The sequence below is a fragment of the Azotobacter chroococcum genome (assembly GCF_002220155.1).
GTDB lineage: Bacteria > Pseudomonadota > Gammaproteobacteria > Pseudomonadales > Pseudomonadaceae > Azotobacter > Azotobacter chroococcum.
The window spans coordinates 4483656-4509163 of record NZ_CP011835.1 but is presented as its reverse complement, the minus strand read 5'-3'; the positions used below and the strand labels follow the sequence as shown (position 1 = coordinate 4509163).

Here is a 25508-nt window from a genome sequence, read left to right as displayed (position 1 = left end):
TGCGTCCAGATTGCGTCAGGCGCCCTGTAGCTGGATTGTGGCCCAATGCCGGCGTCGCGGCGCGGATGTCCGCCGCCGTCGATCGGCGGCGGACATCCGCCGGGCCTCACTGCCGGGCGACGGCCGCCGTCCCGGCCGCCAGTGCCGCCCAGGCCTTCTGGGTGTCGGCATAGGCGGCGGTGCTTTCCTCTGGCGACCTGTAGGTCCAGGCCATGCCGAGCGCCTCGATCTCCTTCCGGTAGGCCGGATTCGCGGTCACTTCGCGGGCGATCCCGGTCCAGGTGTCGACGACGGCCTGGGGCGTGTTCTGGCTGAAGAACAGGGTCCACAGGTAGGGCGGGAAGGTGAAGTCTACCCCCTGTTCCCGGTAGGTCGGCACATGCGGGGCGTTCGGCGCGCGCGTGCCGGTCGGCTCGCCGAGCAGCACGAAGTCGCCCGACTGGAGGTATTCCTGGGTGCCCGAATAGACCTTGGCCATGACGTCGACGGTGCCGCCGATCAGCGCGGCGAGCCGGGCGGCGTCCCCGCCGGTGTCCATCAGCCTGAACGTCACGTCCTGCTCCTTCTGCAGCTTGAGGAACATGAAATGGCTGATGGTGCCGTATTCGGTGGCGGCCTTGAGCTTGCCCGGCTTGGCCCTGGCCCTGGCGAGCAGGTCGCCGATCGACGTGATCCCCGATTTGCCGGACACGTAGAGCCCCAGGGTGGCGTCTTCGACAACCGAGGGACCGATCTTGAAGCCGTCGTAGGAATAGGGGGCCATCCGGGTCAGGTAGTTGGCGACGAGGCCCTGGTGGGTATAGAGCACCCTGTAGCCCTTGGACGGGTCCTCGTGGACCGAGCGCGAGCCCTTGTAGCCGCCTTCGCCATTGATCCTGACCACCACCACCGGCTTGCCGAGCAGCTTTTCGGCGTACTTGGCGAAGACCCGGGCGCTCAGGTCGGAGGCACCGGTGGCGGCGGCCGGCACCACCAGCTCGACCGGTCTGCTCGGATAGTCGGCGGCCTGGGCCGCGCCCTGGAGGGCAAGGCCGACGACGGCTGCCAGGGTGGCACGCAGGAGTGTGGTTTTTTTCACGTGATTCACCTTCTTGTTATTGATGTCGGTGCGCGGGATTGCAGGTGTCATGGCCGTCCCGGCTTCGGGCCGGTGCCGGCGGATGACGATGAACCGGCCGAGCCTCGAGCCGCGAAAGGCCCGGCCGGGATCAGGGGACGTTTCGGATGCCTCCTGTGGCGGATTGGTTGGGGGGCCGGTTCGGGCGCTTCCGGTCGCTTCGGGGACCCGGCTGTCACTGCCGGGCGAAGGACTCCGCTCCGCTCGCCAGTTCCGCCATGGTCTTCTGGATGGCGGCATAGGCGGCGGTGTTTTCCTGCGGCGACCTGTAGGCGACGGCCATGCCCAGCGCCGCGATCTCTTTCCGGTAGGCCGGGTCCGAGGTCACTTCCCGGGCGACCTCCGCCCACTGCTCCACGACGTCGTCGGGGGTGTCCCGGTTGAAGAATAGGGTGAACAGGTAAGGCGGGAAGGTGAAGTCGACGCCCTGCTCCTTGTAGGTCGGCACGTGCGGGGCGTTCGGCGCGCGCGTGCCGTTCGGCTCGCCGAGCAGCACGAAGTCGCCCGACTTGAGGTAGTCCTCGGTGCCCGAATAGATCTTGGCGATGACGTCGACGCTGCCGCCGAGCAGCGCGGGAATCCTGCCGGCGTCGCCGGGGATTTCCACCATCTGGAACTTCACGCCCTGTTCCTTCTGCAGCTTGAGGAACATGAAGTGGTTGTAGGTGCCGTATTCGGTGGCGGCCTTGACCTTGCCCGGCTCGGCCCTGGCCTTGGCGAGCAGGTCGTTGATCGACTTGATCTTCGACCTGCCGGACACGTAGAGGCCCACGGTGGCGTCTTCGGCGACCACCGGGCCGACCTTGAAGCCGTCGTAGGAGTAGGGCGCCACCTTGGTCAGGTAGTTGGCGACGAGGCCCTGGTGGGTCAGCAGCACCTTGTAGCCCTTGGACTGATCCTCGTGCACCGCGCGCGAGCCGTTGTAGCCGCCCGCTCCGGTGATCCGCACGATCACCAGCGGCTTGCCGAGCCGCTTCTCGGCGTGCCTGGCGAACGTCCGGGCGACCATGTCGGTGCTGCCGGTGGCGATGTTCGGCACCACCAGCTCGATCGGTTTGCTGGGATAGCTAGCGGCCTGGGCTGTGTCCTGGAGAGCGAGGCTGGCAGGGGCGGCCAGGGTGGCGAGCAGGAATGTTCTTCTTTTCATGGGAGTTGCCTTCTTTTCGTTCCGTGAGGGCATGGGGGGCAGGGCGGCAGGGGAAGGAATGCCGGGCATGCAAGGCGTGTCAAAACAATGATGTCAAAAAAATATCACACTCTCGGAGAGCGGCAAGGGCGGCGGACAGGCTTGTGTCCATATTGCGAAACCAGGCGCTGCCGGCCTGGCGCGAGCCTTGGGCGTACCGATCCGCAGCCAGCGTGCCGCTACGGCGGCACGGCTCACCAGGACTGGCGATCCACGACGGGGCAGGGAACCCAGTGGATGAAGGGCTCGTCGCGCTCCTCGATCAGGTGCAGCGCGGCGCGGCGGCCCAGCTCGTAGTAGGGGAGCTGCACGGTGCTCAGCGGCGGATAGAACAGTTCGGCGACGCCCACCATGTTGTCGTAGCCGAGCACCGCCACGTCGGCCGGGATGCGCAGGCCGCGGCTGAGCAGGTACTGGTAGGCGACCAGGGCGATGCGGTCGTTGCCACAGACCAGCAGGTCGAAAGCCGGTTTGCCGTGCGACTCGCTCAGCTGGCGCTCCAGCTCGGCGATGGTTTCCCCGTAGGCGTCGTCGGTCGACAGGTCGTACTGGCGGACGCTCTGCGGGGCGATGCCGGCCTCCGCGAGGGCGCGCGACAGGCCCTGCTGGCGCAGCTTCCAGGCCAGGCTGTGGCGCGGCAGGTTGATGCACAGCGGGCGGCGATAGCCGCGTTGCAGCGCCTGACGCACGGCCTGGTACTGGCCGTCCTCGTCGTCGGGCACGTAGCAGGCCACGCCGGGCTCGGTGCTCATGCAGCCGCTCAGCACCAGCGGCTTGCTGCGCAGCGCCGGGGGAATCTCCAGTTCGCGCAGCTGCATGGCGCTGAACACGATGCCGTCCGGCCGGTGCGACAGCATCAGGTCGATGGTTTGCGGGTTCAGCGGGATTTCGAACACGTTGAGGATGAACACGTTCCAGCCGTGTTCCCGGGCGGTGCGTTCCACCGAGAGCAGCATTTCCACGGCGAAGGGGGTGGTCGCCGTGTCGAGCGCGAAGACGCCGATGGTCTTGCCGCTGGAATGGCCGCCGCGGATCTTGCGGGCGGAAAGACTGGGCACGTAGTTCAGGGCTTCGATGGCCTGGCGGACTTTCGCCAGGGTTTCCGGGTTGAGCTTTTCCGGGGTGTTGATCGCTCGGGACACGGTCATCGGGGAGACCCCCGCCAACCGTGCGACATCTTTGACCGAAGCCATGCGCGGGTGCCATTGCCTGTATGGCCGGGCATGATGTCATGCCCGGTGAAAGCATGACAACACGATGGCAGGCGGCACAGATGGCGCAATGAGATCGCTCAGAGCTGAGGAACCGGCGCTGGCCGGCTTCGGCACCGAACGGGTTCCGCTGGACACCCCGCAGCGGTCCGCGTCATGGATGCTGCCAAGACGGGCGTCAAGTCGTCTGTGTGTCCAGCGCGATGGCAAAGGACTCGTAGGGCTGCAGTGTCAGGTGCTGCCCAAGCACGTTGCGGGGCCCGTAGTTACTCACCAGGCTTTCGCCCGCGAGGTCGCGCAGATCGGCCGGCAGCTCAAGCTCGACCAGCTGCCCGGAAAAGTTGTTGATGACCACGATGCGCTGGTCGCTAAGCTGGCGCTCGTAGGCGAAGACCTGCGGATGCGCGTCCAGAAGCGGCCGGTAGTCGCCGTAGACGATCACCGGGTACTCCTTGCGCAGCCGGATCAGCGTGCGGTAGTGATGGAAGATCGAGCCCGGATCATCGAGCGCGGCGGCGACATTGATCTCGCGATAATTGGGATTGATCTTCATCCACGGCTTGCCGTGCGAAAAGCCGGCATGCTCGCTCGCATCCCAGTGCATTGGCGTACGTGCGTTGCCACGGCTGTTGGCGTAGATGCCTTCCATCATCGCCTCATGTGACACGCCCGTCGCAATGCGCTCGCGGTATAGGCCCAGCGATTCGGCATCCTGGTAATCCTCGACCGACTCAAAGCGCACGTTGGTCATGCCGATTTCCTCGCCCTGATAGATGTAGGGCGTGCCCTTCAAGAAATGCAGCGCGGTTGCAAGCATCTTCGCCGACTCGACCCGGTAGCGGCCGGGATCGCCGTAGCTCGACACCGCGCGCGGCAGGTCATGGTTGTTCCAGAACAGCGAGTTCCAGCCGGTGTCGGCGAGGGCTTTCTGCCACTTGCCGATGACCCCCTTGAATTCGCGCAGGTCGAAGGCGCGCGGCGTCCATTTGCCGTCCTGCCGGTCCCAGGTCAGGGTGATGTGCTCGAACTGGAACACCATCGACAATTCGCGGCGGGCAGGCTCCGAATACAGCTTGGCGATCTCCGGCGTCACGCCCCAGGTCTCGCCGACCGTCAGCACGTCGCGTGCGCCGAAGGTCGTGGCGTTCATCTCCTGCAGCAACTGGTGCAGGCGCGGGCCGTTGCTCGTGATGCCGCGATCGACGTCCTTGCCGATCAGGTCGATGACGTCCATGCGGAATCCGCCGATGCCCTTGTCCAGCCACCAGTTCATCATCCGGTGCACTTCCTGCTGCACCTGCGGATTGGCCCAGTTCAGGTCCGGCTGGCGCTTCGAGAACAGATGGAAGTAGTACTCGCCGGTCGTCGTGTCGAATTCCCAAGCGCTGCCACCGAAGTTCGAGCGCTGTTCATCCGGCGCGGAGCCATCAGTGCGGGGTGCGCGCCAAATGTAATAGTCGCGGTAGGGGTTGTCCCTGGATTTGCGCGCCTCGATAAACCAGGGATGCTCGTCGGAGGTGTGGTTGACGACCAGGTCCATGAGGATGCGGATGTCGCGCCGCGCGGCCTCGGCGATCAGCATTTCCATCTCCGCGAGCGTGCCGAATTCCGGGGCGATGTCGCAGTAGTCCGAGATGTCGTAGCCGTGGTCGTCCATCGGTGAGCGGAATACCGGCGACAGCCAGATCACATTGATGCCCAGCGTCTGCAGGTAATCGAGCTTGCCGATGATGCCTGCGAGGTCGCCGGTGCCGTCGCCATTGGCGTCGGCGAAAGAGCGTGGGTAGATCTGATACACCACGGCGTTATGCCACCACTTCGTTTCCACGATGAGAACCCTCGTTAATTTTTTTGTTCGTCCCAAAGATTCAACAGAGCCGTGAAACACCTCTGGTGATGAATTTGCTGATGAGCACGATATCCAAGTTGTCGACGTGCTGGCGGGCAAGCCGCTCGATCAGTTGCACCAACTCAAGGTGCCATACATCGACCACGGTGAGACCGACGGTCCTCCCCTCGTTTTCGGTTAGCATGCAAGCGGCGGCGATAGCCGCGCTCGAACGCTTGGCGCACGGCTCGGTACTGGCCGTCCTCGTCGTCGGGCACGTAGCAGGCCACCCCGGGCTCCGTGCCCATGCAGCCAACACGATGGCAGGCGGCACGCACGACGCCAGGGAGACCGTTCAGAGCTTGAGGTCGGCCAGGCTCCAGGCCGTACCCTCGCCGAACACCCCACGCCCGTTGACGGCGAAGGCGCTCACGCCCAGGCTGTCGGGGCGCGGGTAGATGCGGCTGCTCAGGGTGTAGGCGCCGTCGTCGACGAACACCTCGATGGACGAACGATCGAGGAAGATCCGCAGGGCGATCCGCGCCTGCCCCGGCGCGATCGGCACGCTGCGCACGCCGCTCACGCCGGCCCCCGAGTGCTGCCGGTCGAGCACCAGGCGCCGGGCCATGGCGTCGAAATACAGCAGGGTGCGCTCCCGTTCGTCGTCGCTGCAGCGCAGGGCCAGCCCGAAGCGCTCGGCCGTGCTGCCGGTCAGCTCCAGTTCCAGTTCGAGCTCCAGCAGGGCGCCGCGCACCGCGAGCCTGCGGCTCTGCGCCTCGAGCGTGCCGATCGCCAGCGCCTGCCGGGACTGGCGCAGCGCCGTCAGCTCGCGGGCCGGGCGCATGCGCAGCCGGTCGCCGTCGCGGCTCAGCTCGCGCGGCAGGGACAGCGCGCCGCACCAGTGGTGGGCCTGGCTCGGCATCGGGCTTTGCCACATGTCCATCCAGGCCCAGAGCAGGCGGCGCCCGTCCGGCGCCAGCAGGGTCTGCGCCGCGTAGAAGTCGTGGCCGTGGTCGATCTCGCGCAGTTCGGTCTCCGCGACGAAGCAGGCGTTCTCGCCCAGCCGGCCGAGGAGATAGCTGTTCTGGAACAGGTTCCAGCGCTCGTAGCCGTCGGGCTCCAGGCCCTGCGGCGAGAACAGGAAGACGTCGCGCCCCTCCAGCTCGAACAGGTCCGGGCACTCCCACATGTAGCCGTCGGGCTGCCGCCGGCCCTCCAGGGCGCGGCCGAGGCATTCCCATTGGCGCAGGTCCCGGGAGCGATAGAGCAGCAGCTGCGGGTCGTCGCCCTGGCGGGCGCCGAGCGCCATCCACCAGTGGTCGCCGCGCCGCCAGACCTTGGGATCGCGGAAATGCATGATGTCCGGATGCGGCGGCGTTTCGATCACCACCCCGTGCTTGGTGAAGGTGATGCCGTCCGTGCTGCTGGCCAGGCACTGGACCTGCTGTATGCCGTGCTCGTCATTGCCCGGCTCGCCCAGCCAGCGGTGCCCGGTGTAGATCAGGTACAGGGTGTCGCCCTCCACCACGGCCGACCCGGAAAAGCAGCCGTCCCGGTCATAGGCGTCGCCGGGGGCCAGGGCGATGGGCAGATGCTCCCAGTGGACCAGGTCCGCGCTCCTGGCATGCCCCCAGTACATCGGTCCCCACTGGGGCGAATACGGATGGTGCTGGTAGAAGACATGGTACTCGCCGCGGAAATACACCAGTCCGTTCGGGTCGTTCATCCAGCCGGCGGGGGGCGTCAGGTGGTAGCCGAGGCGGTAGTCGTTGCCGCGCTCGGGCAGGGTTGTTTCGATGGCGCGCTGCGCCTCGTCCAGTAGGTCAACCGGCATGTCGTGATCCTTGAGGGTGCGTGGGAAGGTCTTGAGCGGGGGCGTCATCCCCGCCGGGACGGGGATGACGCGAAGTGGCTTTTGCGGGGGCCTTTCCTCACTAGGGTTCGTAGTGGTTGGCCGACTGGGCGATGGCCGGCAGCGCCAGGGCGCTGTCCGCCACCCGGGAGGCCTTGCGCGACGGGTCCGCGCGCAGCAGCGACCAGGACAGCAGCAGGCAGAGGCCGACCAGGCCGGCCAGCAGCAGGTAGACGCTGGCGAAGCCGACCTTGTCGTAGCCGTAGCCCACCGCCGGCGACAGCAGCATGGCGGTCAGCTGCTGGGCGAACTGGAAACTGACCAGGTAGAGCGTGGCCGACAGCCGCGCGTCGAAGTTGACGGAGATGTACTTGAACACCGCGACCAGCAGGATCGGCACCTCTATGGCGTGCAGCATCTTGCAGGCGCCGACGGTCCAGGCCTCGGTGGCCAGCCCGGAGCCGAGGATGCGCACGAACATGATGGTGCCGGCCAGCAGCAGGCCGTATTTGGCGCCGGTGCGGGCGACCACCCAGGGCGCGAACAGCATGAGCACGGCCTCGACCAGCACCTGCGAGGAGTTCAGGTAACCGTAGGCGCGGGTGCCTTCCTCCGGGGTGGGGAAGAAGGAGGCGAAGTACACCGGAAACTGCTGCTCGTAGATCATGTAGACCCCGGCAACCCCGGTCAGGAACAGGCTGAACGCCCAGAAGCGCGGCAGGCGCAGCAGCTGCAGGATGTCGGCGGTGCGTACCGGCGTGGACTCGCCGGCCTGCGCCTCGTGGTTCCTGAAGGCGTCCATGTCCAGCCGGGAGAGGATCAGCAGGAACGCCAGGCCGGCGGCGCTGCTCATGTAGAAGGCGATGTCCGGGTCGATGTTGAACACCACGCCGACCACGCCCGTCGCGGCCGCCCAGCCCAGCGAGCCCCACATCCGGGTGGTGCCGAACTCGAAGCCGGCATGCCGCGACAGCCGCTCGGTGTAGGACTCGATGACGCCCACGCCGGCGAGCATGGCGAAGGCCAGGAAGGCGGCGCCGACCAGGGCGCCGAGCACCACGTTGTGGGCCAGCAGGCCGGCGTAGACGTGGATCGCGAAGGGCGCGGCACAGGCGAGCAGCACGCCAATCCAGACCAGCAGCTTGCGGGACAGGCCCAGGCGATCCTGCAGGGCGCCGTAGAAGGGCTGGATGAGCAGCGCGGCGATGGCGTTGGCGGCGAAGATGAAGCCGGTTTCCGTGCCGCTCAGGCCGATGACCCGGTGCAGCCAGATCGAGAACAGCGAATAGCTCGACGACCAGGCGAAGAAGAAGAAGAACAGCAGACCACTGACCAGCCAGTACTCGCGTTTGAACGGGAGATGCATGGAACAACCCTCTTGTTTTTATTGGAGGTAACGTTAACATCGAGGCGTATTACGCTACTCCCCCCAGCTTGCTGTCAAGCGTAATCGTTTGATCGGGGGAGCGTAAGCAGGCGTTGAGGACGTCGCGAAGGGCCGCTTTCCGTTGCCCGGTGCGCAGCAGGAACTTGCCGATCCGGGCCTTCCGGGTCGCCTGCGGCGCGCGAGGGGATGGCCGGTTCGCAGGCGTCCTGGCAGTACCTATTACAAGAACAAGAGGTTTACCCATGCATTCCGCGGCCTGTCGCCCCTGGGCTGGCTTTTCCCTGCTTTTTCTCTCCACCCATCTCCTTGCCGCACCGGCGCCGAGCGTCGAGGAGCGTCTCGCCCGGCTCGAGGCCAGAACCATCGTCGCCGAGAGGCGGGCGGCGGCAGCCGAGGCCGATGCCGCTCGATTGCGCAGGGAGGTCGAGCGGCTCGACCGGCAGTTCGCCGTCAATTCCTCGTTGCCCACACAATTACAGCTGTCGCTCAGCGAGCGAGTCGCCCAGATCGAGGCACGCCAGCAGTCCCTGGAGACCCGCACCTCGACACTGGCGTCTTCGGTGGATTCGATCGAGGACTTGACGGAGGGCTTCTCCTTTGGCGCCTATGCCCGTTCCGGCATGATGACCAATGGAAGCGGCGGCGGTCGTGGTGGCCCCAACGTGACCCCCGCCGGCTCGATAGGTGGGTCCGTCGGCCGGCTGGGCAATGAGGTCGACACCTACGTGGAGGCGAAATTCTCGAAGGAAACCCAGGCCAGCAACGGCACGCGCTCGAAGTACATGTTTGCGATCGCCGATGGGGTGGAAACCCCCAACGACTGGACCTCGGGCGATAGCTCGCTCAACGTTCGCCAGGTATATGCCGAACTCGGCAATCTGGCGTCGTTCCAGGACATTCCCATGTTGCGCGACGCCACCATCTGGGCCGGCAAGCGTTTCGACCGGGACAATTACGACATCCACTGGCTCGACCGGGGCATTGTTTTCCTGGCCGGAACCGGTGGCGGCATCTACGACGTGCGGCCGACCGACGGCTGGCGCCTCAATGCCTCGCTGATGAGTCGCTCCTACGGCGATTTCGGCACGGAGACGAACAAGGACATTAGGACTTATGTCGCCACCCTCAACCAGTATTTCGATGACGATCGCTGGCAACTCATGCTGAGCGCGATTTCTTCGGGCCAGAACAATGACAAGCTGAACGGTGACAAGAGGAAGCTATCCGACGAGGACAGCCGAGTGAACAAGGCGGGGTTCAGTCCCGGTGAAAAGGGCTGGCACGGCATGTTCGCCTATCACCGGCCGGATTTTTTCGGTGGTGAAGGCTTCTTCAAGACCGCGCTGCTGTACGGCAAGGGGCTGGGAGGGGAGGTCAATACCATCGGCGGCGATGGCGAACTCCTCGATGAAGCCGAAACGCTGCGCCTGGCGATTTATGGCCATACCCGTCTGAACGACGATTGGCGCATCGCGCCGGCCCTGATTGCCGAAAAGAGCAAGAACCGATATGTGCCCGACGACGATTACAACTATCTGACCTTCAATGTACGGCTGGCCAACGAGCTGACCAGCAACTTCGAAATGCTCTACGAATTTACCTGGCAGACCATGGACCTCGATGCGCGTGGTTATGATGGCCGGCAAACGGCCAACGGCGACTTCTGGAAGATCACCTTCGCGCCGACCTTCAAGGCGGAGACCGGGGACTTCTTTACCCGTCCCGAACTGCGCCTGTTCGCCACCTATATGAATTGGTCCAAGGATCTCGATAACTTCAGCACAACAGACGATTTCGGGCAGAAGGGTTTCAAATCCGGTGGTGTTTGGCAGCTCGGGGTGCAAATGGAAACCTGGTTCTAGCCATGCACATCACAAGTTCAATTTGTGGTGCCACGACTCTGCAGTGTGGCATGGCTGGCCTTTTTCGTAGTCAGGAAGCAAGTCTGGCACGGTTGCCCTATGAAAACGGGTTGGCAAACAAATTTTCAAGTGCTAAGTTAACGTTAACTTATCCGGCGCAGAATTATGATAGCCACAGCTTTATGGCCGGCAAAGTTCAAAAACAACAAGAAACGGCGACAAATCAGGCTTGTGATGAATATAGACCCCAAAGCTTAAAGCGTCGTCTGCGCGTCGAGGTTTCCATGGCTTTACCTGCCAAGGCTTGCAGAGTTACGGGAAATTTCACTTCCAGCTTCCCGTCCAGAGTTATTCACCTGCTTTCGCTCTGCTCCAGAAGGAAGCGCAATGGGGCATTCGTTAGTAAAGCCATCCCTGATTTACAAGCTAGATTTCCGATGCTCGGGTTACAAATTTTATTTGGGGGACTGTTTCGGCTCCGAGATTGAGTTCCTGCCTGGGAGAGCAATGCGCAAGGAAGCAGGCATGTTACCACCAATAATGTCAACAATAGGAAGTCCACATGTTTTCACGCCATAAGCTGTTAGCATTTTTCTTGTTATCCACTACCTTTGGTGCCTTTGCCGAACAGGTTGATCAGCAACACTTGTTGTCGCCGGATGGTCGCATTCGGGTGAGTGTGAATAACCAGCCTGCTGGCCTGGAATACTCCATCAGCTTTAACGATAAGGCTATTATCAAACCCTCCAGGCTTGGCTTTGCGATAAAGGGCCAGCCCGAGCTGGCGGGTGATTTGGAGCTTGTAAAAGCAGACAAGGAGACAGTGCGAAAGCAGTGGCAACCAGTCTGGGGCGAGCGTGCCACCGTGAGCGATGAGCACAATGAGCTACACCTCTACTTGGCTGAAAAAACAGGGCTGAAGCGCAAGTTTGAAGTGGTTTTTCGCGCGTTTGATGACGGTGTCGGTTTCCGCTATGTCATACCCAAGCAAGAGCAGTTGGATAAATTTTCCATTGAGGACGAGTTGACCGAATTTGCCTTTGCACGGAATTACCATGCCTGGTGGATTCCTGCATACCGTGAACAGGACTATGAGTATCAATATCTAAATTCTGCGCTCAGCAGTATCGATGTGGCGCATACACCGTTAACTCTCACCGGCGTCGAGGATAATGTCGCTATCGCTGTGCACGAAGCAGCGCTCATCGACTACGCCGGCATGTCGCTGCGCAATACCGCCGAAAATCACATTACCCTCAAGGCAGATTTGGTTCCTTGGGCTGATGGAACCCGTGTCTATGCGCAAACACCGCTGGAGACACCATGGCGCACGATTCAAATCGCCGATAGCGCTGCCGATTTGCTCAATTCTGATTTGGTATTGAATCTGAACGAGCCGAACAAGCTCGGTGATGTTTCATCCTATGTGAAGCCGGGCAAATACATGGGTGTTTGGTGGGAGATGCACATCGGTAACAAGTCGTGGAGTCCTGGCGAGGATCAAGGTGCGACTACGGAGCGCGTCAAGCAGTATATAGATTTTGCCGCCAAGCATGATATCGACGGTGTGCTGGTCGAAGGCTGGAATAAGGGCTGGGAAGGCGAGTGGTGGAAGCGCAAACCAACCTTCGTGTTTGATGAGCCTGTGGTCGGCTTCGATATCGACGCCGCGACCGAGTATGCCCAGTCAAAGGGCTTGCGCTTGATTGGCCATCATGAAACTGCAGCGGGTGTCACGCATTACGAGGAGCAGATGGAGCGAGCCTTTGCCTACTATAAAAAGCAGGGAATTCAATCTGTGAAAATGGGCTATGTAGGTCCTCGCCTGGATGGCAAGGAATCGCATCAAGGGCAATTCATGGTGCGCCACTTCCAGAAGGTTGTCGAGACGGCAGCCAAGTACAACATCATGGTGAATGCGCACGAAACCGTTAAAGATACCGGGCTGCGTCGCACCTACCCCAACCTGATGACACGCGAGGGCGTGCGCGGCATGGAATACAACGGCGGCAGCCCCGATACGGGCAACCTGCCAAATCACACGGTGATCATTCCCTTTACCCGCGGTCTGTCTGGCCCTACCGACTTTACCCCGGGTATTTTCAAGTTCGACTACAAAAAGCATCGACCCAACAATCGCGTTCCCAGCACCTTGGCCAATCAGTTGGCGCTGTATGTCACTATCTACAGCCCATTGCAAATGGCCGCAGACCTGCCAGAAAATTATGAAGGCAAAGCTGCTTTCAAATTTATCGATGACGTACCAACGGACTGGTCAGACAGTAAAACGCTCGCCGGTGAGATCGGGCAGTACTTGATTATGGCGCGTCAGGATAAACACAGCAGCGATTGGTACTTGGGCGCGATTACCAATGAAGAGGCGAGAATGTTACCCGTGGATCTATCGTTCCTGGAGCCTGCTGCACAATACCGTGCCGAGATCTACCGCGACGCTGCCAACGCGGATTGGCGCGATAATCCCGAGGCGATCGAAATCGTTTCCCAGACCGTTAGTCGAGATACTGTGCTCAGCCTGGATCTGAAGCCTGGCGGTGGTACCGCTATCCGTTTTATCAAACTTTAACTCCATATATAGGCAAGCCCGGGGTGACTCGGGCTTGCAATTCCCTCTTCAATTACGCACCCACGGAATTGTTCAAGCTGCCTCTCTCCGAACGGGATCGTCGGCGTGAATGCGAGTGACCTTCCGAGCCTCTGCTGGCCGCGATTGCGGCGTTGTCGCCCAAGCCGCGCCGGGACAGGCTCTGGCCGGTGATTCTCTGGCTGAACACGGAAACCGACCGGATCAGCCTGCCTTTCACACCACATAAAAGAAGATCGCCACGAAGTGCAGCAGGCTGCCGGCCATGACGAACAGGTGCCAGATGCCGTGCCAATGACGGAAGCGGCTGTCGAAGGCGAAGAAGACGATCCCCACGGTGTAGGCGATCCCGCCCGCCAGCAGCCAGGTAAAGCCCGCACTGCCCAGGGCGGCGAGCAGCGGCTTGACCGCCACCAGCATCAGCCAGCCCATCACCGCATAGATCACCAGCGAGAGAACCCGCGCCTCGGAATGCGGCTTGAATTCCTGCAGCATGCCGAACAGCGCCAGGCTCCAGATGATCGCCAGCAGCGACCAGCCCCAGGCATCGGGCAGGGTCACCAGGCAAAAGGGCGTGTAGCTGCCGGCGATCAACAGGTAGATCGACAGGTGATCGAGCTTGCGCATGATCGCCTTCGCTCGCCCGCGCAGGCTGTGGTAGATGGTCGAGATGCTGTAGAGCAACAGCAGGGTCGCACCGTAGATCGCGCTGGCGACGATCTTCTGTGGCGTGCCGTCGAGGCTCGCCACCACCAGCAGCCAGACCATGCCGACCAGCGCCAGGAGCGCGCCGACCAGATGGGTCCAAGCGTTGAACCTTTCACCGTGATACATACCGAGCACCTCGATGGCGATGCGTTCAGCAATCGGTATCCGCTGGGGTTGGATATCAGGAGTGGCCTTTGTGGACACTTTGTGGACAGGATAGTGCAGCCACCAGCCTTCGGTCTTGCCTGACCGCCAGCCAGGGGCACTGCGCATGCCTGGACCGCGGGTCAGCCCGGCCGCGTTTCCCGGCACGGGTTGCCATACTGAACGGAAAGGCCAGGGACGGGGAACTCCTGCACACGCGGGCGTCCAACCCCAGGGAGTGGCCCTGCAAACGCTATCCAGATCGAGGTCACGCATGAGCGACACAGACCCGCACTTCAATCTTCGCCTTCCGGAAGAGCTGAAAGTCAAACTCATGGAGGCTGCCAGAGACAATAATCGATCGGCTACGGCCGAAATCGTCGCCCGCCTGGAGGAAACCTTCGCCAACGAGGACATCGTCGAAGCCAAGGCCGCCCGGGACGCGCTGATGGTCGAGCTTGGCGCCGTGCTGCAGGCCGGCCTTAGTGCTGCCGAAGATCTCAACGAGGTAAAAAACGCCCTTCAGGAGGCTCAAAAAGTATTGAATGCCAAGCAGGCCGCGCCTCTCCCCCCGGAAGAGCACAAGCCCAGGTAATATCCTCACTTGGCTCAGCGCCTCGGCGATTGCCGTCGCCATGTCGGCCGCGATCCGCACAGCCTTGAGGTCCCGTCGGTTCAAATCCAGACGCGATGCCCGAGCCGCCTGCACCTCTCCAGCCAGGCGAAAGCGCTCCGCTAGAGTCCCAACCGCCTGAGCCAACATCCGAGGACTCGCGCCATGCCCGAAGACCCGCAGGGACGCTCCGATTTCTCCCGGCTGCCCCATGAATCCGTGCAGCGGCTGACCAGACCGCTGGCCCGCTTCCTGCGCATCGAGGCGGTCGCCGCTGCCGTTCTGCTGTTCTTCACGGTCGCTGCCGTGGGGCTTGCCAATTCACCCTGGGCCGAGGCCTTTCTGGGCGTATGGGAAACTCCCATGGGGCTGCAGATCGGCTCGCTGGCGTTTGTCCGCTCCATGAAAGACTGGATCGGTGACGGACTGATGACCCTGTTCTTCTTCCTCGTCGCCGTGGAGCTCAAGCGGGAGCTGGTGCTGGGCGAATTGCGTGAGCCGCGCATGGCCGCCTTGTCGGTCTCGGCGGCTCTGGGGGGCATGGCAGTACCGGCGGCGCTGTACCTGCTCCTGCAGTCGGGCCAGCCCGGCGAGGCGGGCTGGGGCGTGGTCATGTCCACCGACACCGCCTTCGTGATCGGCTGTCTGGCGCTGCTGAAGTCGCGCATTCCGCAAAGCCTGCGGGTATTCATGCTGTCGCTGGCGATCGTCGACGACATCGGCGCCATCCTGGTGGTCGCCATCGGCTATGGCCATGACCTGTCCTGGAGCGCGCTGGCTTTCGCCGTCGTGGGGCTCGCGGTGGTTCGCCTGATGGCCCTCGTCGGCATTCGCAGCATTGCGCTCTACGTCCTGGCGGGCGTCTTCATCTGGTTCGCCGTCGACCGCTCCGGAGTCCATGCGACGATCAGCGGCGTGCTCCTGGGCTTGATGACCCCCACCGGCCGGTGGGTCAGCGACGAGCGCCTGTATGGCATTCTGGATCGAGTCATCGCGTATCCGGCCGGCAATGAAGGGAGCGGGGACACCCGGGACCGGCAGTCCTTGCGTCTGGCGGAAACCGCGGCGCGCGAAACCCTGGCGCCGGCCGAACGGATCCAGATCGCCCTGCATCCGTGGGTAGCCTATCTCGTCATGCCGCTCTTCGCCTTCGCCAACGCCGGGGTGTCGCTGTCGCCGGGCGATCTCGGCGGCTCGATCAGCGTCGCGGTGTTCGTCGGCTTCGCGCTCGGCAAGCCCGCCGGCATCCTGGCCTTCACCTGGCTGGCGCTGCGCCTGGGCGCGATGAGGCCCCCCGAGCTTGAGTGGAAGCTGCTGGCCGGCGGCGGCATCCTCGCCGGGATCGGCTTCACCATGGCGCTGTTCATCAGCAACCTGGCGTTCGACAGGAGCCTGCTCGATCAGGCCAAACTGGGCATCTTCCTCGCCTCGCTCTTTTCCGCCGCCGTGGGTCTCGCCTTCCTGTTCCGGGTGACCCGCCAGAAGAACCGCGCCCCCTGAGGCGCACGGGACAGGCAATCGCACGCCTGGCGGCCGGTCTGTGCCGACGCGACCGCCCGTTTCCCCTTCGCCGGCGGCGGTCGGGCGCGACACTCGCTGTCGCCCTCGAGTGGCACAATGTCGCCCTTCTTTGCACAAGGGAGCAGGGCATGCAGGGTGACGAGGGGCTGACGCCGGGTCTGATGGTGGTGCACGGCAACCGCCTGGAGGAGCTGCGCGAGCTGGTGGTGGAGTGGATGCGGCTGCATCCGCTGGCGCCGCTGGAGAACGAGGTGGTGCTGGTGCAGAGCAACGGCATCGCCCAGTGGCTGAAGCTGGCGCTGGCCGGGCAGGACAGCTGCGGCATCGCCGCGGCGATCCAGGTCGAGCTGCCGGCGCGCTTTCTCTGGCGCAGCTATCGCGCGCTCTTGGGCGGCGCCGACATTCCCCTGGAGTCGCCGCTCGACAAGGCGCCGCTGACCTGGCGGCTGATGCGCCTGCTGCCGGGCCTTTTGCAGGGCGAGGCGTTCGCCCCGCTGAGCCGCTTCCTCGCCGACGACGCCGACCTGCGCAAGCGCCACCAGCTGGCCGAGCGCCTGGCCGACCTGTTCGACCAGTACCAGGTGTACCGCGCCGACTGGCTGGCCGACTGGGCCGAGGGCCGCGACCAGCTGCGCACCTCGCGCAACGGCGCGAGGCCGCTGGACGAGGCGGCGCGCTGGCAGCCGGCGCTGTGGCGCGCCCTGCTCGAGGACGTCGGCCGCCAGGCGCTGGCCGCCAGCCGCGCCGGCGTGCACCTGCGCTTCGTCGAGCGCCTGCGCACGCTCGAGGCGGCGCCGCCCGGCCTGCCGCGCCGGGTCATCGTGTTCGGCATCTCCTCGCTGCCGGCGCAGACCCTCGAGGCGCTGGCCACCCTGGCGCGCTTCAGCCAGGTGCTGCTCTGCGTGCACAACCCCTGCCAGTACCACTGGGGCGACATCGTTCCCGACCAGGACCTGCTGCGCCACCAGTACCGCCGCCAGCAGCGCAAGGGCGGCCTGGCGCCGGGGCTGTCCGCCGAGGACCTGCACCAGCACGCCCATCCGCTGCTGGCCGCCTGGGGCAAGCAGGGCCGCGACTACATCAACCTGCTGGACATGCACGACGACCCCGAGCACTACCGCGAGCGCTTCGCCATTCTCGGCGGGCGCATCGACCTGTTCGGCGCGGGCGACACCACGCACCTGCTCGGCCAGCTGCAGGACGACATCCTCCACCTGCGCACCCTGGAGGAAACCCGCCAGGCGTGGCCGCCGGTCGATCCCAGGGCCGACCGCTCGCTGCGCTTTCACATCGCCCACAGCGCCCAGCGCGAAGTCGAGATCCTCCACGACCAGCTGCTGGACCGCTTCGCCGCCGACCCGAGCCTGCGCCCGCGCGAGGTGCTCGTCATGGTCCCGGACGTCAACGCCTACGCGCCGCACATCCAGGCGGTGTTCGGCCAGTACGCCCTGGATGACGCGCGCTACATCCCCTTCACCCTCGCCGACCAGGGGCAGCGCGGCTGCGATCCACTGCCGATCGCCGTCGAACAGCTGCTCAGGCTGCCGGAAGGCCGGCTGACCGTCAGCGAGGTGCTCGACCTGCTCGACGTGCCGGCGCTGCGCGCGCGCTTCGCCATCGACGCGAGCGAGCTGCCGACCCTGCGCCGCTGGATCGAGGGCGCGGGCATCCGCTGGGGCCTGGACGCCGAACGCCGCGCCGGCCTCGGCCTGCCGGCGGACCTGGAGCAGAACACCTGGCGCTTCGGCCTGCGCCGCATGCTGCTCGGCTACGCGGTGGGCCGCGGCGCGCCCTGCGCCGGCATCGAGCCCTTCGACGAGATCGGCGGGCTGGACGCCGCGCTGATCGGCCCGCTGGTGCAACTGCTCGACGCCCTCGACGCCCTGCACCGGCGCCTGGCCAAGCCTGCCGCGCCGGCCGAGTGGGGGCGCATCCTGCAGGCCATGCTCGGCGACTTCTTCCTGCCCCAGAGCGAGCGCGACCAGACCCTGCTCGGCCAGCTCGGCGAGGCGCTGGAGGAGTGGCTGGAGCTGTGCGCCGGCGTCGCTCTGGAGGAGCCCCTGCCGCTCAGCGTGGTCCGCGAGGCCTGGCTCGGCACCCTGGATCAGGGCCGCCTGAGCCAGCGCTTTCTCGCCGGCGCGGTGAACTTCTGCACCCTGATGCCGATGCGCGCCATCCCGTTCCGCATGGTCTGCCTGCTCGGCATGAACGACGGCGACTATCCGCGCAGCGTGACGCCGCTGGACTTCGACCTGATGGCCGGCGACTACCGTCCGGGCGATCGCTCGCGCCGCGAGGACGACCGCTACCTGCTGCTCGAGGCGCTGCTCGCCGCCCGCGAGCAGCTCTACGTCAGCTGGGTGGGGCGCAGCATCCGCGACAACTGCGAGCGGCCGGCCTCGGTGCTGCTCGGCCAGCTGCGCGACCATGTCGCCAGCGGCTGGACCCTGGCCGGCGGCGGCGACCTGCTGGAGGCGCTGACCACCGAGCACCCGCTGCAGCCGTTCAGCCGGCGCTATTTCGAGGGCGACGGTGCGCTATTCAGCTACGCCCGCGAATGGGCCGCGCTGCATCGCCAGGGCGGGCAGGCCGGGGCGCTGCAGGCGCTGCCGCCGTTCGAGCCGGACGGCGCGCTGGCCCTGGAGACCCTGCAGAACTTCCTGCGCGACCCGGTCAAGCACTTCTTCACCCAGCGCCTCAAGGTACACCTGGACGAGCAGGTGCAGGCGCAGCTCGACGAGGAGCCCTTCGGCCTCGACGGCCTGGAGCTGCACCAGTTGCGCCAGACCCTGCTGGACGCCGCTAGCCTGGTCCTGGAGGACGATCCGGCGCAGGTCGGGCCGGCGCTCGAGGCCGCCGCCCTGCGCCTGCAGCGCAGCGGCCGGCTGCCGCTGGCCGGCTTCGGCGAGCGCCTGCGCGAGTCCGTGCTGAAGCCGCTGCCGGAGCAGATCGGGCGCTACCGGGCACTCTGCGCGGACTGGCCCGAACGCCTGGACTCGCCGAAACCCGTGCAGTTCGCGCATGCCGGCGTCGAGCTGCAGGGCTGGCTCGGCGGCCTGCGCCGCAATGCCGGCGGCGCGCTGGCGCGCATCGAGCTGCAGCCCGGCGACCTCCGGCGCGGCAAGGACGGCTGGAAATGGCACCGCCTGCTCAGGCCCTGGGTGGCGCATGTCGCCGCCGCGGCCTGCGACGTGCCGCTGACCACCCTGCTGGTCAGCGAGGATGCCAGCCTGAAGTTCGCCCCCATCGAGCAGGCGAAGGCGCAGGCGATCCTGCGCCTGTGGCTGGAAGCCTGGCGCGCCGGTCTGGAGGCGCCGCTGCCGGTGGCGCTGAACACCGCCATCGCCTGGCTGCTCAATGTGAACGACGAGGCGAAGGCCGGAGAGGCCGCCTGCAAGGCCTACGAGGGCGGCTACAACCACGGCGGCGAGGCGGCCGGCAGCGCCAGTCTGGCGCGCCAGTACCCGACCTTTGCCGCCCTGATCGCCGATGGCGATTTCTACGAATGGAGCCGCGACCTGTACCAGTCGCTGCTCGAGCACCCGCCCGCAGAACTCACGGAGGAGGCCCGCGCATGAGCCAGCCGACGACCCCCGCACGCCCGCTGGCGCTGCGCTTCCCGCTGCACGGCAGCCGGCTGATCGAGGCCAGCGCCGGCACCGGCAAGACCTTCACCATTTCCGCCCTGTACCTGCGCCTGGTGCTCGGCCACGGCGGCGAGGCGGGCTTTGCCCGCGAGCTGCTGCCGCCGGAAATCCTCGTGGTGACCTTCACCGACGCCGCCACCCGCGAGCTGCGCGACCGCATCCGCGCGCGGCTGGTCGAGGCGGCCAGGGTGTTTCGCGGGGAGGAAGACGGCGACGAGCTGCTCCGGCAACTGCGCGGCGACTTCGCTGCCGAACGCTGGCCGGCCTGTGCGCGGCGCCTGGACATCGCCGCGCAGTGGATGGACGAGGCGGCGGTGTCGACCATCCACGGCTGGTGCCAGCGCATGCTGCGCGAGCACGCCTTCGACAGCGGCAGCCTGTTCACCCAGACCCTGGAAACCGACCACGGCGAGCTGATGGCCGAGGTGGTGCGCGACTACTGGCGCCGGCACTGCTACCCGCTTTCCGGCGCGGCGCTGGGCTGGGTGATGGAGCACTGGGAGCACCCCGATGCGCTGCTCAGGGACAAGCTGCGCCCGCTGCTCGGCGAGGCGGAGGCGGCGCCGGTCGAGGCGCTCGGCGCGCTGCTGGAGCGGGCGCTGGCCGCGCAGGCCGGCGAACTGGCCCGGCTGAAGGAAGGCTGGGGCGCCTGGGCCGGCGAGCTGGAGGCGCTGCTCGATGCGGCGGTGAAGGCCAAACAGGTGGACGGGCGCAAGATCCAGGCACGCTACTACCAGCCCTGGTGCGAGAAGCTGCGCACCTGGGCCGCCGGCGACCAGGCGGCCCTCGACCTCGGCACCGGCTTCACCCGCCTGACCCCCGAGGGCCTGGCCGAGGCCTGGAAGGGCGAGCCGCCGCGGCACGTGGCGCTGGAGGCCATGCGCGAGCTGCCGGCCCGCCTGAGGGCGCTGCCCGGCCCCGACGAGCCGGCCCGCCGCCACGCCGCCGCCTGGGTCTGCCGGCGCTTCGAGCAGGAGAAGCGCCGCCGCGCCGAGATGGGCTTCGACGACATGCTGACCCGCCTCGACGCCGCGCTGCAGGGCGACAACGGCGAGCGCCTGGCCGGGGTGATCCGCAGCCAGTTCCCGGTGGCGCTGATCGACGAGTTCCAGGATACCGACCCGCTGCAGTACCGCATCTTCGACCGCATCTACGATGTGCAGGCCAACCGCGCCGACGGCGGCCTGTTCCTGATCGGCGACCCCAAGCAGGCGATCTACGCCTTCCGCGGCGCCGACATCCACACCTACCTGCGCGCCCGCCAGGCCACCGCCGGCCGCCACTACGACCTGGACACCAACTTCCGCTCCAGTCATGCGCTGGTCGCGGCGGTCAACCGGGTGTTCCGCCTGGCCGAGCAGCGCGAGGCCGGGCGCGGCGCCTTCCTGTTCCGCGACGGCGCGGCCAATCCGCTGCCCTTTCACGAAGTGGCCGCGAAGGGCCGCGAGGAGCTCTGGCAGGTCGAGGGCAGCGCGCCGCCGGCGCTGACGCTCTGGCATCTGGCGGGCGAGGCGCCGCTCTCCGGCAGCGCCTACCGCAACGAGATGGCCGGGCGCGCCGCCACCGAGATCGCCCGCCTGCTGACCCTCGGCCAGCAGGGCCAGGCAGGCTTCGTCCGCGACGGGCAACTGCAGCCGCTGTGCCCCAGCGACATCGCCATCCTGGTGCGCAATTTCAAGGAGGCCGAGACGATCCGCGGCGAGCTGGCCGCGCGCGGGGTGCGCAGCGTCTACCTGTCGGACAAGGATTCGGTGTTCGCCAGCCCCGAGGCGCGCGACCTGCTGCTCTGGCTGCGCGCCTGCGCCGAGCCGGACGTCGACCGCCCGCTGCGCGCCGCGCTGGCCAGCCGCAGCCTGGGCCTCGCGCTGGCCGAACTGGAGCGGCTCAATCAGGACGAGCGCATCTGGGAGAAGCGCGTCATGCAGTTCCGCGGCTACCGCCAGCGCTGGCAGCGCCAGGGCGTGCTGCCGATGCTCCACCAGCTCTTGCACGACTTCGACCTGCCGCAGCGGCTGATGGCGCGCCCCGATGGCGAGCGCGCGCTGACCAACCTTTTGCATCTGGCCGAGCTGCTGCAGCGCGCCGCCGCCGAGCTGGACGGCGAGCAGGCGCTGATCCGCCACCTCTCCGAGCTGCTGGCCGGCGAGATCCAGGCCGCCGAGGAGCAAGTGCTGCGCCTGGAGAGCGACGCGGCGCTGGTGCGGGTGGTGACCATCCACAAGTCCAAGGGCCTCGAATACCCGCTGGTGTTCCTGCCGTTCATCTGCGCCTTCCGCGCGGTGGAGGGCGGCCAGCCGCTGCAGGTGCACGACGGCGAACGCCGCCGGCTGGTGCTGAGCCCCGGTACGGAGGAAGTGGCGCTGGCCGACCGCGAGCGCCTCGGCGAGGAGCTGCGCCTGCTCTACGTGGCCCTGACCCGCGCCCGCCACGCCTGCTGGCTGGGCATCGCCGACCTCAAGGTCGGCAACGCCAGGCAGTCGCGCCTGCACGACTCGGCGCTCGGTTATCTGCTCGGCGGCGGCGCGCCGCTGGCCGACACGGCTGCGCTGGAGCAGTGGCTGGCGCCGCTCGACGTGGCGGGCGAAAGCTGCGTGCTGGCGGCGCCGGAGGTCGGCCATGAGACCTTCCGCGAGCAGCTCGCCGCCCAGACCAGGCCGCACTGGCGCACCCCGGCGCGGCGCGCCGCCGAGCACTGGTGGATCGCCTCCTACAGCGCCCTGCAGACCGGCGCCAGCGAAGAGGCGCTGGCCAGCCGCTTCGACGACGCCGCGCCGGACAGCCCGGCGGCGCAGAAGGCCGCCGACGACGAGCGGGTGAGCGTGTTCGTGCCGCTGCGCGCGGGCGAAACGCCGAGCCTGCACCGCTTCCCGCGCGGCCCCAACCCCGGCACCTTCCTCCATGGCCTCCTGGAAATGGCCGGGCGCGAGGGCTTCGCCGCCTTGGCCGAAAAGCCCGCACGGCTGCGCGAGCTGATCGCCCGGCGCTGCCAGCTGCGCGGCATGACCGAGTGGATCGAGCCGCTGGCCGACTGGCTGCTCGAGCTCCTGACCACGCCCCTGGCGCTCGGCGCTGGCGAGCGCGCCGCGCTGGCCGGGCTGCGCCAGTACCAGCCGGAGCTGGAGTTCTGGTTCGAGGCGCGCCAGGTCGACGTGCGCCGGATCGACGCGCTGGTGCAGCGCCAGGTGCTGCCCGGCCGGTTGCGTCCGGCGCTGGCGAAAGACCGGCTCAACGGCATGTTCAAGGGCTTCATCGACCTGGTGTTCGAGCACGGCGGGCGCTACTACCTGCTCGACTACAAGTCCAACTGGCTGGGCGAGGGCGATGCCGCCTACACCGCCGAGGCGATGGCGGCGGCGGTCGCCAGCCATCGCTACGACCTGCAGTACGTGCTCTACCTGCTGGCGCTGCACCGCCAGCTGCAGGCGCGCCTGCCCGGCTACGACTACGACGAGCACATGGGCGGCGCGCTCTATCTGTTCCTGCGCGGCAGCCGCACGGCGGGGCAGGGTATCCACCATGCCCGCCCGCCGCGCGAACTGATCGAGGCGCTGGATGCGCTGTTCAAGGGTGAGCCGTCCATGGATAAGCAAGGGGAGGCCCTGGCATGAGCGAACAACTGTCCCTGCTGATGGGCGAAGCGGCGCCGGCCGCCGAACTGCACGACGCCGCCGGCCTGCTGGCGCTGCTCGACGCCTGGGTCGAGCGCGGCTGGCTGCGCGCCCTCGACCGCGCGCTGGCCGGCTTCTTCCGCGAACTGGACGACAGCTGCCCGCCGCTGGCGCTGCTCGCTGCCGCCCTGGCCAGCCACCAGCTCGGCCACGGCCACGTCTGCCTGGACCTGGCGGCGACCCTGGCCAGCCCGGACTTCGCCCTGTCGCTGCCGCCGGAAGGCGAGGACGCCGCGCGCGCCAGCCTGCTGCCCTCGGAGATCCTCGCCGGCGTCGGGCTGGGCCAGTGGCAGGCGGCACTGGCCACCAGCCGCTTGGTGGCGCTCGACGGCGCGGGCGAGGAGGCGCCGCTGGTGCTGTCCGGCGAGCGCCTCTATCTGCGCCGCTACTGGAACTACGAGCGCGCGGTGGCCGCGGCGATCGGCGCGCGGCTGAACGACGCGCCGGCGCTGCCGGCGGATCTTTCCCATCGCCTGGGCCAGCTCTTCCCCGAGCCGCTGTTGGTCGACGGCGAGCGCCAGATCGACTGGCAGAAGCTCGCCTGCGCCCTGGCCGCGCGCGGCAGCTTCAGCCTGATCACCGGCGGCCCCGGCACCGGCAAGACCACCACCGTGGTGCGCCTGCTGGCGCTGTTGCAGGCCCCGGCGCTGGCCGCCGGCCAGGCGCTGCGCATCCGCCTCGCCGCACCGACCGGCAAGGCCGCCGCGCGGCTGACCGAGTCGATCGGCGCCCAGGTCGCCTCGCTGGATGTGGATAACTCGGTGAAAAAGGCCATTCCCAGCGAGGTCACCACCCTGCACCGGCTGCTCGGCAGCCTGCCGGACAGCCGCCACTTCCGCCACCACGCCGGCAACCCGCTGCCGCTCGACGTGCTGGTGGTCGACGAGGCGTCGATGATCGACCTGGAGATGATGGCCTGCCTGCTCGCCGCCCTGCCGCGCCACGCCCGGCTGATCCTGCTCGGCGACAAGGACCAGCTCGCCTCGGTGGAGGCCGGCGCGCTGCTCGGCGACCTCTGTCGCGACGCCGAGGGCGGCTTCTACGGCACCGACACCCGCGCCTGGCTGGAGGCGGTCGGCGGCGAAACCCTCGCCGACCCCGCCTTGCAGGAAGGCGACGCCGGACGCCAGCCGCTGGCCCAGCGCACCGTGATGCTGCGCCACTCGCGGCGCTTCGGCAGCGACTCGGGCATCGGCCGCCTGGCCCGCGCGGTCAACTGTCGCGATGCGGCCGGCGCGCGGACCATCCTCGCCGAAGGCAGCCGCGACCTGCACGTGCTGCGCCTGCGCGGCGAGGAGGATGCGGCACTGGAGCGCCTGCTGCTCGGCGGCCTGCCGATGCAGGACCAGGCCAAGCCGCAGGGCTATGCCCATTACCTCGAGCGGCTGCGCGAGGCGCGCCCGGCCGCCGACTGCCCGCCCGACCATGACGACTGGAAGAACTGGGCAGCAGCGGTGCTCAAGGCCTTCGACGAATTCCAGCTGCTCTGCGCCGTGCGCAAGGGACCCTGGGGCGTCGAAGGGCTCAACCCGCGGATCGCCGCTGCCCTGCACCGGCGCGGCCTGCTCGAGGGCGACCAGGGCTGGTACGAAGGGCGTCCGGTGCTGATGACCCGCAACGACTACAGCCTGGGCCTGATGAACGGCGACATCGGCATCGCCCTGCGCCTGCCCGAGCCCGACGCGCCGGCGCAGACGGTGCTGCGCGTGGTCTTCCCGCGCAACGACGGCTCGGACGGGCTGCGCTACATCCTGCCCAGCCGCCTGAGCGCGGTGGAGACGGTGTTCGCCATGACCGTGCACAAGTCCCAGGGCTCGGAATTCGCCCACACCGCGCTGATCCTGCCCGACACCCTCAACCCGGTGCTGACCAAGGAGCTGGTCTACACCGGCATCACCCGCGCGCGGCACTGGTTCAGTCTGATCGAAAGCCGCAGCGGCGTGTTCGACGAGGCGGTCAGGCGGCAGGTGGAGCGGAGAAGCGGGTTGGTGGAGGCGTTGGGGGAGAGGGCGATGCCTGGATGAGCAGGGAGTCTCCTGCCGGAATCGGAAGCGGGTGTACTGGTGGCTGGTGGTCAGCCCTGGCGACGAACTGTGCGGCGTGGCAGGAGCGGCCGAGGAGAGGGGGAGGCGCGTGGGCGGTGGCCGACAAAAGAAAATGCC

General features: G+C 66.7%; 15 protein-coding genes. 8 read left to right on the top strand and 7 right to left on the bottom strand.

Features of this window, described 5'->3' with window-relative positions; all coding sequences use genetic code 11:
- Positions 1–106: 106 nt before the first annotated feature.
- The 6 genes from ACG10_RS21015 to ACG10_RS20990 form a co-directional block, all read right to left on the bottom strand.
- Positions 107–1078, bottom strand: coding sequence for a tripartite tricarboxylate transporter substrate binding protein (locus ACG10_RS21015; RefSeq protein ID WP_157731499.1), 972 nt, complete (start codon positions 1076–1078; stop codon positions 107–109).
- A 214-nt stretch (positions 1079–1292) separates the two neighbouring features.
- Entirely contained in the window at positions 1293–2264 is a 972-nt protein-coding gene (locus tag ACG10_RS21010; RefSeq protein WP_157731498.1) for a tripartite tricarboxylate transporter substrate binding protein, read from the bottom strand.
- Positions 2265–2497: 233 nt separating this feature from the next.
- Positions 2498–3496 carry a LacI family DNA-binding transcriptional regulator gene (locus tag ACG10_RS21005; protein ID WP_089169705.1) on the bottom strand — a complete coding sequence of 333 codons (999 nt, stop codon included), beginning with the start codon at positions 3494–3496 and terminating at the stop codon, positions 2498–2500.
- A gap of 196 nt (positions 3497–3692) precedes the next feature.
- The gene (locus tag ACG10_RS21000; RefSeq protein WP_089169704.1) at positions 3693–5342 is read right to left on the bottom strand and encodes a glycoside hydrolase family 13 protein; all 1650 of its coding nucleotides are present in this window, start codon (positions 5340–5342) and stop codon (positions 3693–3695) included.
- 355 nt (positions 5343–5697) lie between these two features.
- Positions 5698–7176, bottom strand: coding sequence for a glycoside hydrolase family 32 protein (locus tag ACG10_RS20995; protein WP_089169703.1), 1479 nt, complete (start codon positions 7174–7176; stop codon positions 5698–5700).
- Between the two features lie 100 nt (positions 7177–7276).
- A complete protein-coding gene (locus ACG10_RS20990; RefSeq protein ID WP_089169702.1) occupies positions 7277–8560 on the bottom strand; it encodes an MFS transporter in 1284 nt (427 codons plus the stop codon).
- Positions 8561–8823: 263 nt separating this feature from the next.
- On the opposite strand from ACG10_RS20990, the gene ACG10_RS20985 reads away from it, so the two are divergent.
- The 3 genes from ACG10_RS20985 (at position 8824) to ACG10_RS20980 (ending at position 13027) form a co-directional block, all read left to right on the top strand.
- Complete coding sequence (locus tag ACG10_RS20985) at positions 8824–10443, top strand: carbohydrate porin (protein WP_089169701.1); 1620 nt, start codon at positions 8824–8826, stop codon at positions 10441–10443.
- A 2-nt stretch (positions 10444–10445) separates the two neighbouring features.
- Positions 10446–10931, top strand: coding sequence for a hypothetical protein (locus ACG10_RS23905; RefSeq protein WP_157731497.1), 486 nt, complete (start codon positions 10446–10448; stop codon positions 10929–10931).
- A gap of 74 nt (positions 10932–11005) precedes the next feature.
- Positions 11006–13027 (top strand): glycoside hydrolase family 97 protein, encoded by a 2022-nt coding sequence (locus ACG10_RS20980; protein ID WP_089169700.1) that lies wholly within the window; start codon positions 11006–11008, stop codon positions 13025–13027.
- Between the two features lie 234 nt (positions 13028–13261).
- On the opposite strand, the gene trhA is transcribed toward ACG10_RS20980, so the two are convergent.
- Positions 13262–13879, bottom strand: coding sequence for a PAQR family membrane homeostasis protein TrhA (gene trhA, locus ACG10_RS20975; protein WP_089169699.1), 618 nt, complete (start codon positions 13877–13879; stop codon positions 13262–13264).
- Between the two features lie 292 nt (positions 13880–14171).
- Between trhA and ACG10_RS20970 the strand changes: the two genes are divergently transcribed.
- The 5 genes from ACG10_RS20970 (at position 14172) to recD (ending at position 25370) form a co-directional block, all read left to right on the top strand.
- Positions 14172–14492, top strand: coding sequence for an Arc family DNA-binding protein (locus tag ACG10_RS20970; RefSeq protein ID WP_089169698.1), 321 nt, complete (start codon positions 14172–14174; stop codon positions 14490–14492).
- 183 nt (positions 14493–14675) lie between these two features.
- On the top strand, positions 14676–16010 hold the full coding sequence (gene nhaA / locus ACG10_RS20965; protein ID WP_089169697.1) for a Na+/H+ antiporter NhaA: 1335 nt from the start codon (positions 14676–14678) through the stop codon (positions 16008–16010).
- 149 nt (positions 16011–16159) lie between these two features.
- On the top strand, positions 16160–19609 hold the full coding sequence (recC, locus tag ACG10_RS20960; protein ID WP_089169696.1) for an exodeoxyribonuclease V subunit gamma: 3450 nt from the start codon (positions 16160–16162) through the stop codon (positions 19607–19609).
- Complete coding sequence (recB, locus tag ACG10_RS20955) at positions 19606–23286, top strand: exodeoxyribonuclease V subunit beta (protein WP_089169695.1); 3681 nt, start codon at positions 19606–19608, stop codon at positions 23284–23286. The genes recC and recB overlap by 4 nt, the downstream gene beginning before the upstream one ends.
- Positions 23283–25370: an exodeoxyribonuclease V subunit alpha gene (recD, locus tag ACG10_RS20950; protein ID WP_089169694.1), complete on the top strand. Its 2088-nt coding sequence runs from the start codon at positions 23283–23285 to the stop codon at positions 25368–25370. Before recB ends, recD begins: the two co-directional genes overlap by 4 nt.
- Positions 25371–25508 lie beyond the last annotated feature (138 nt).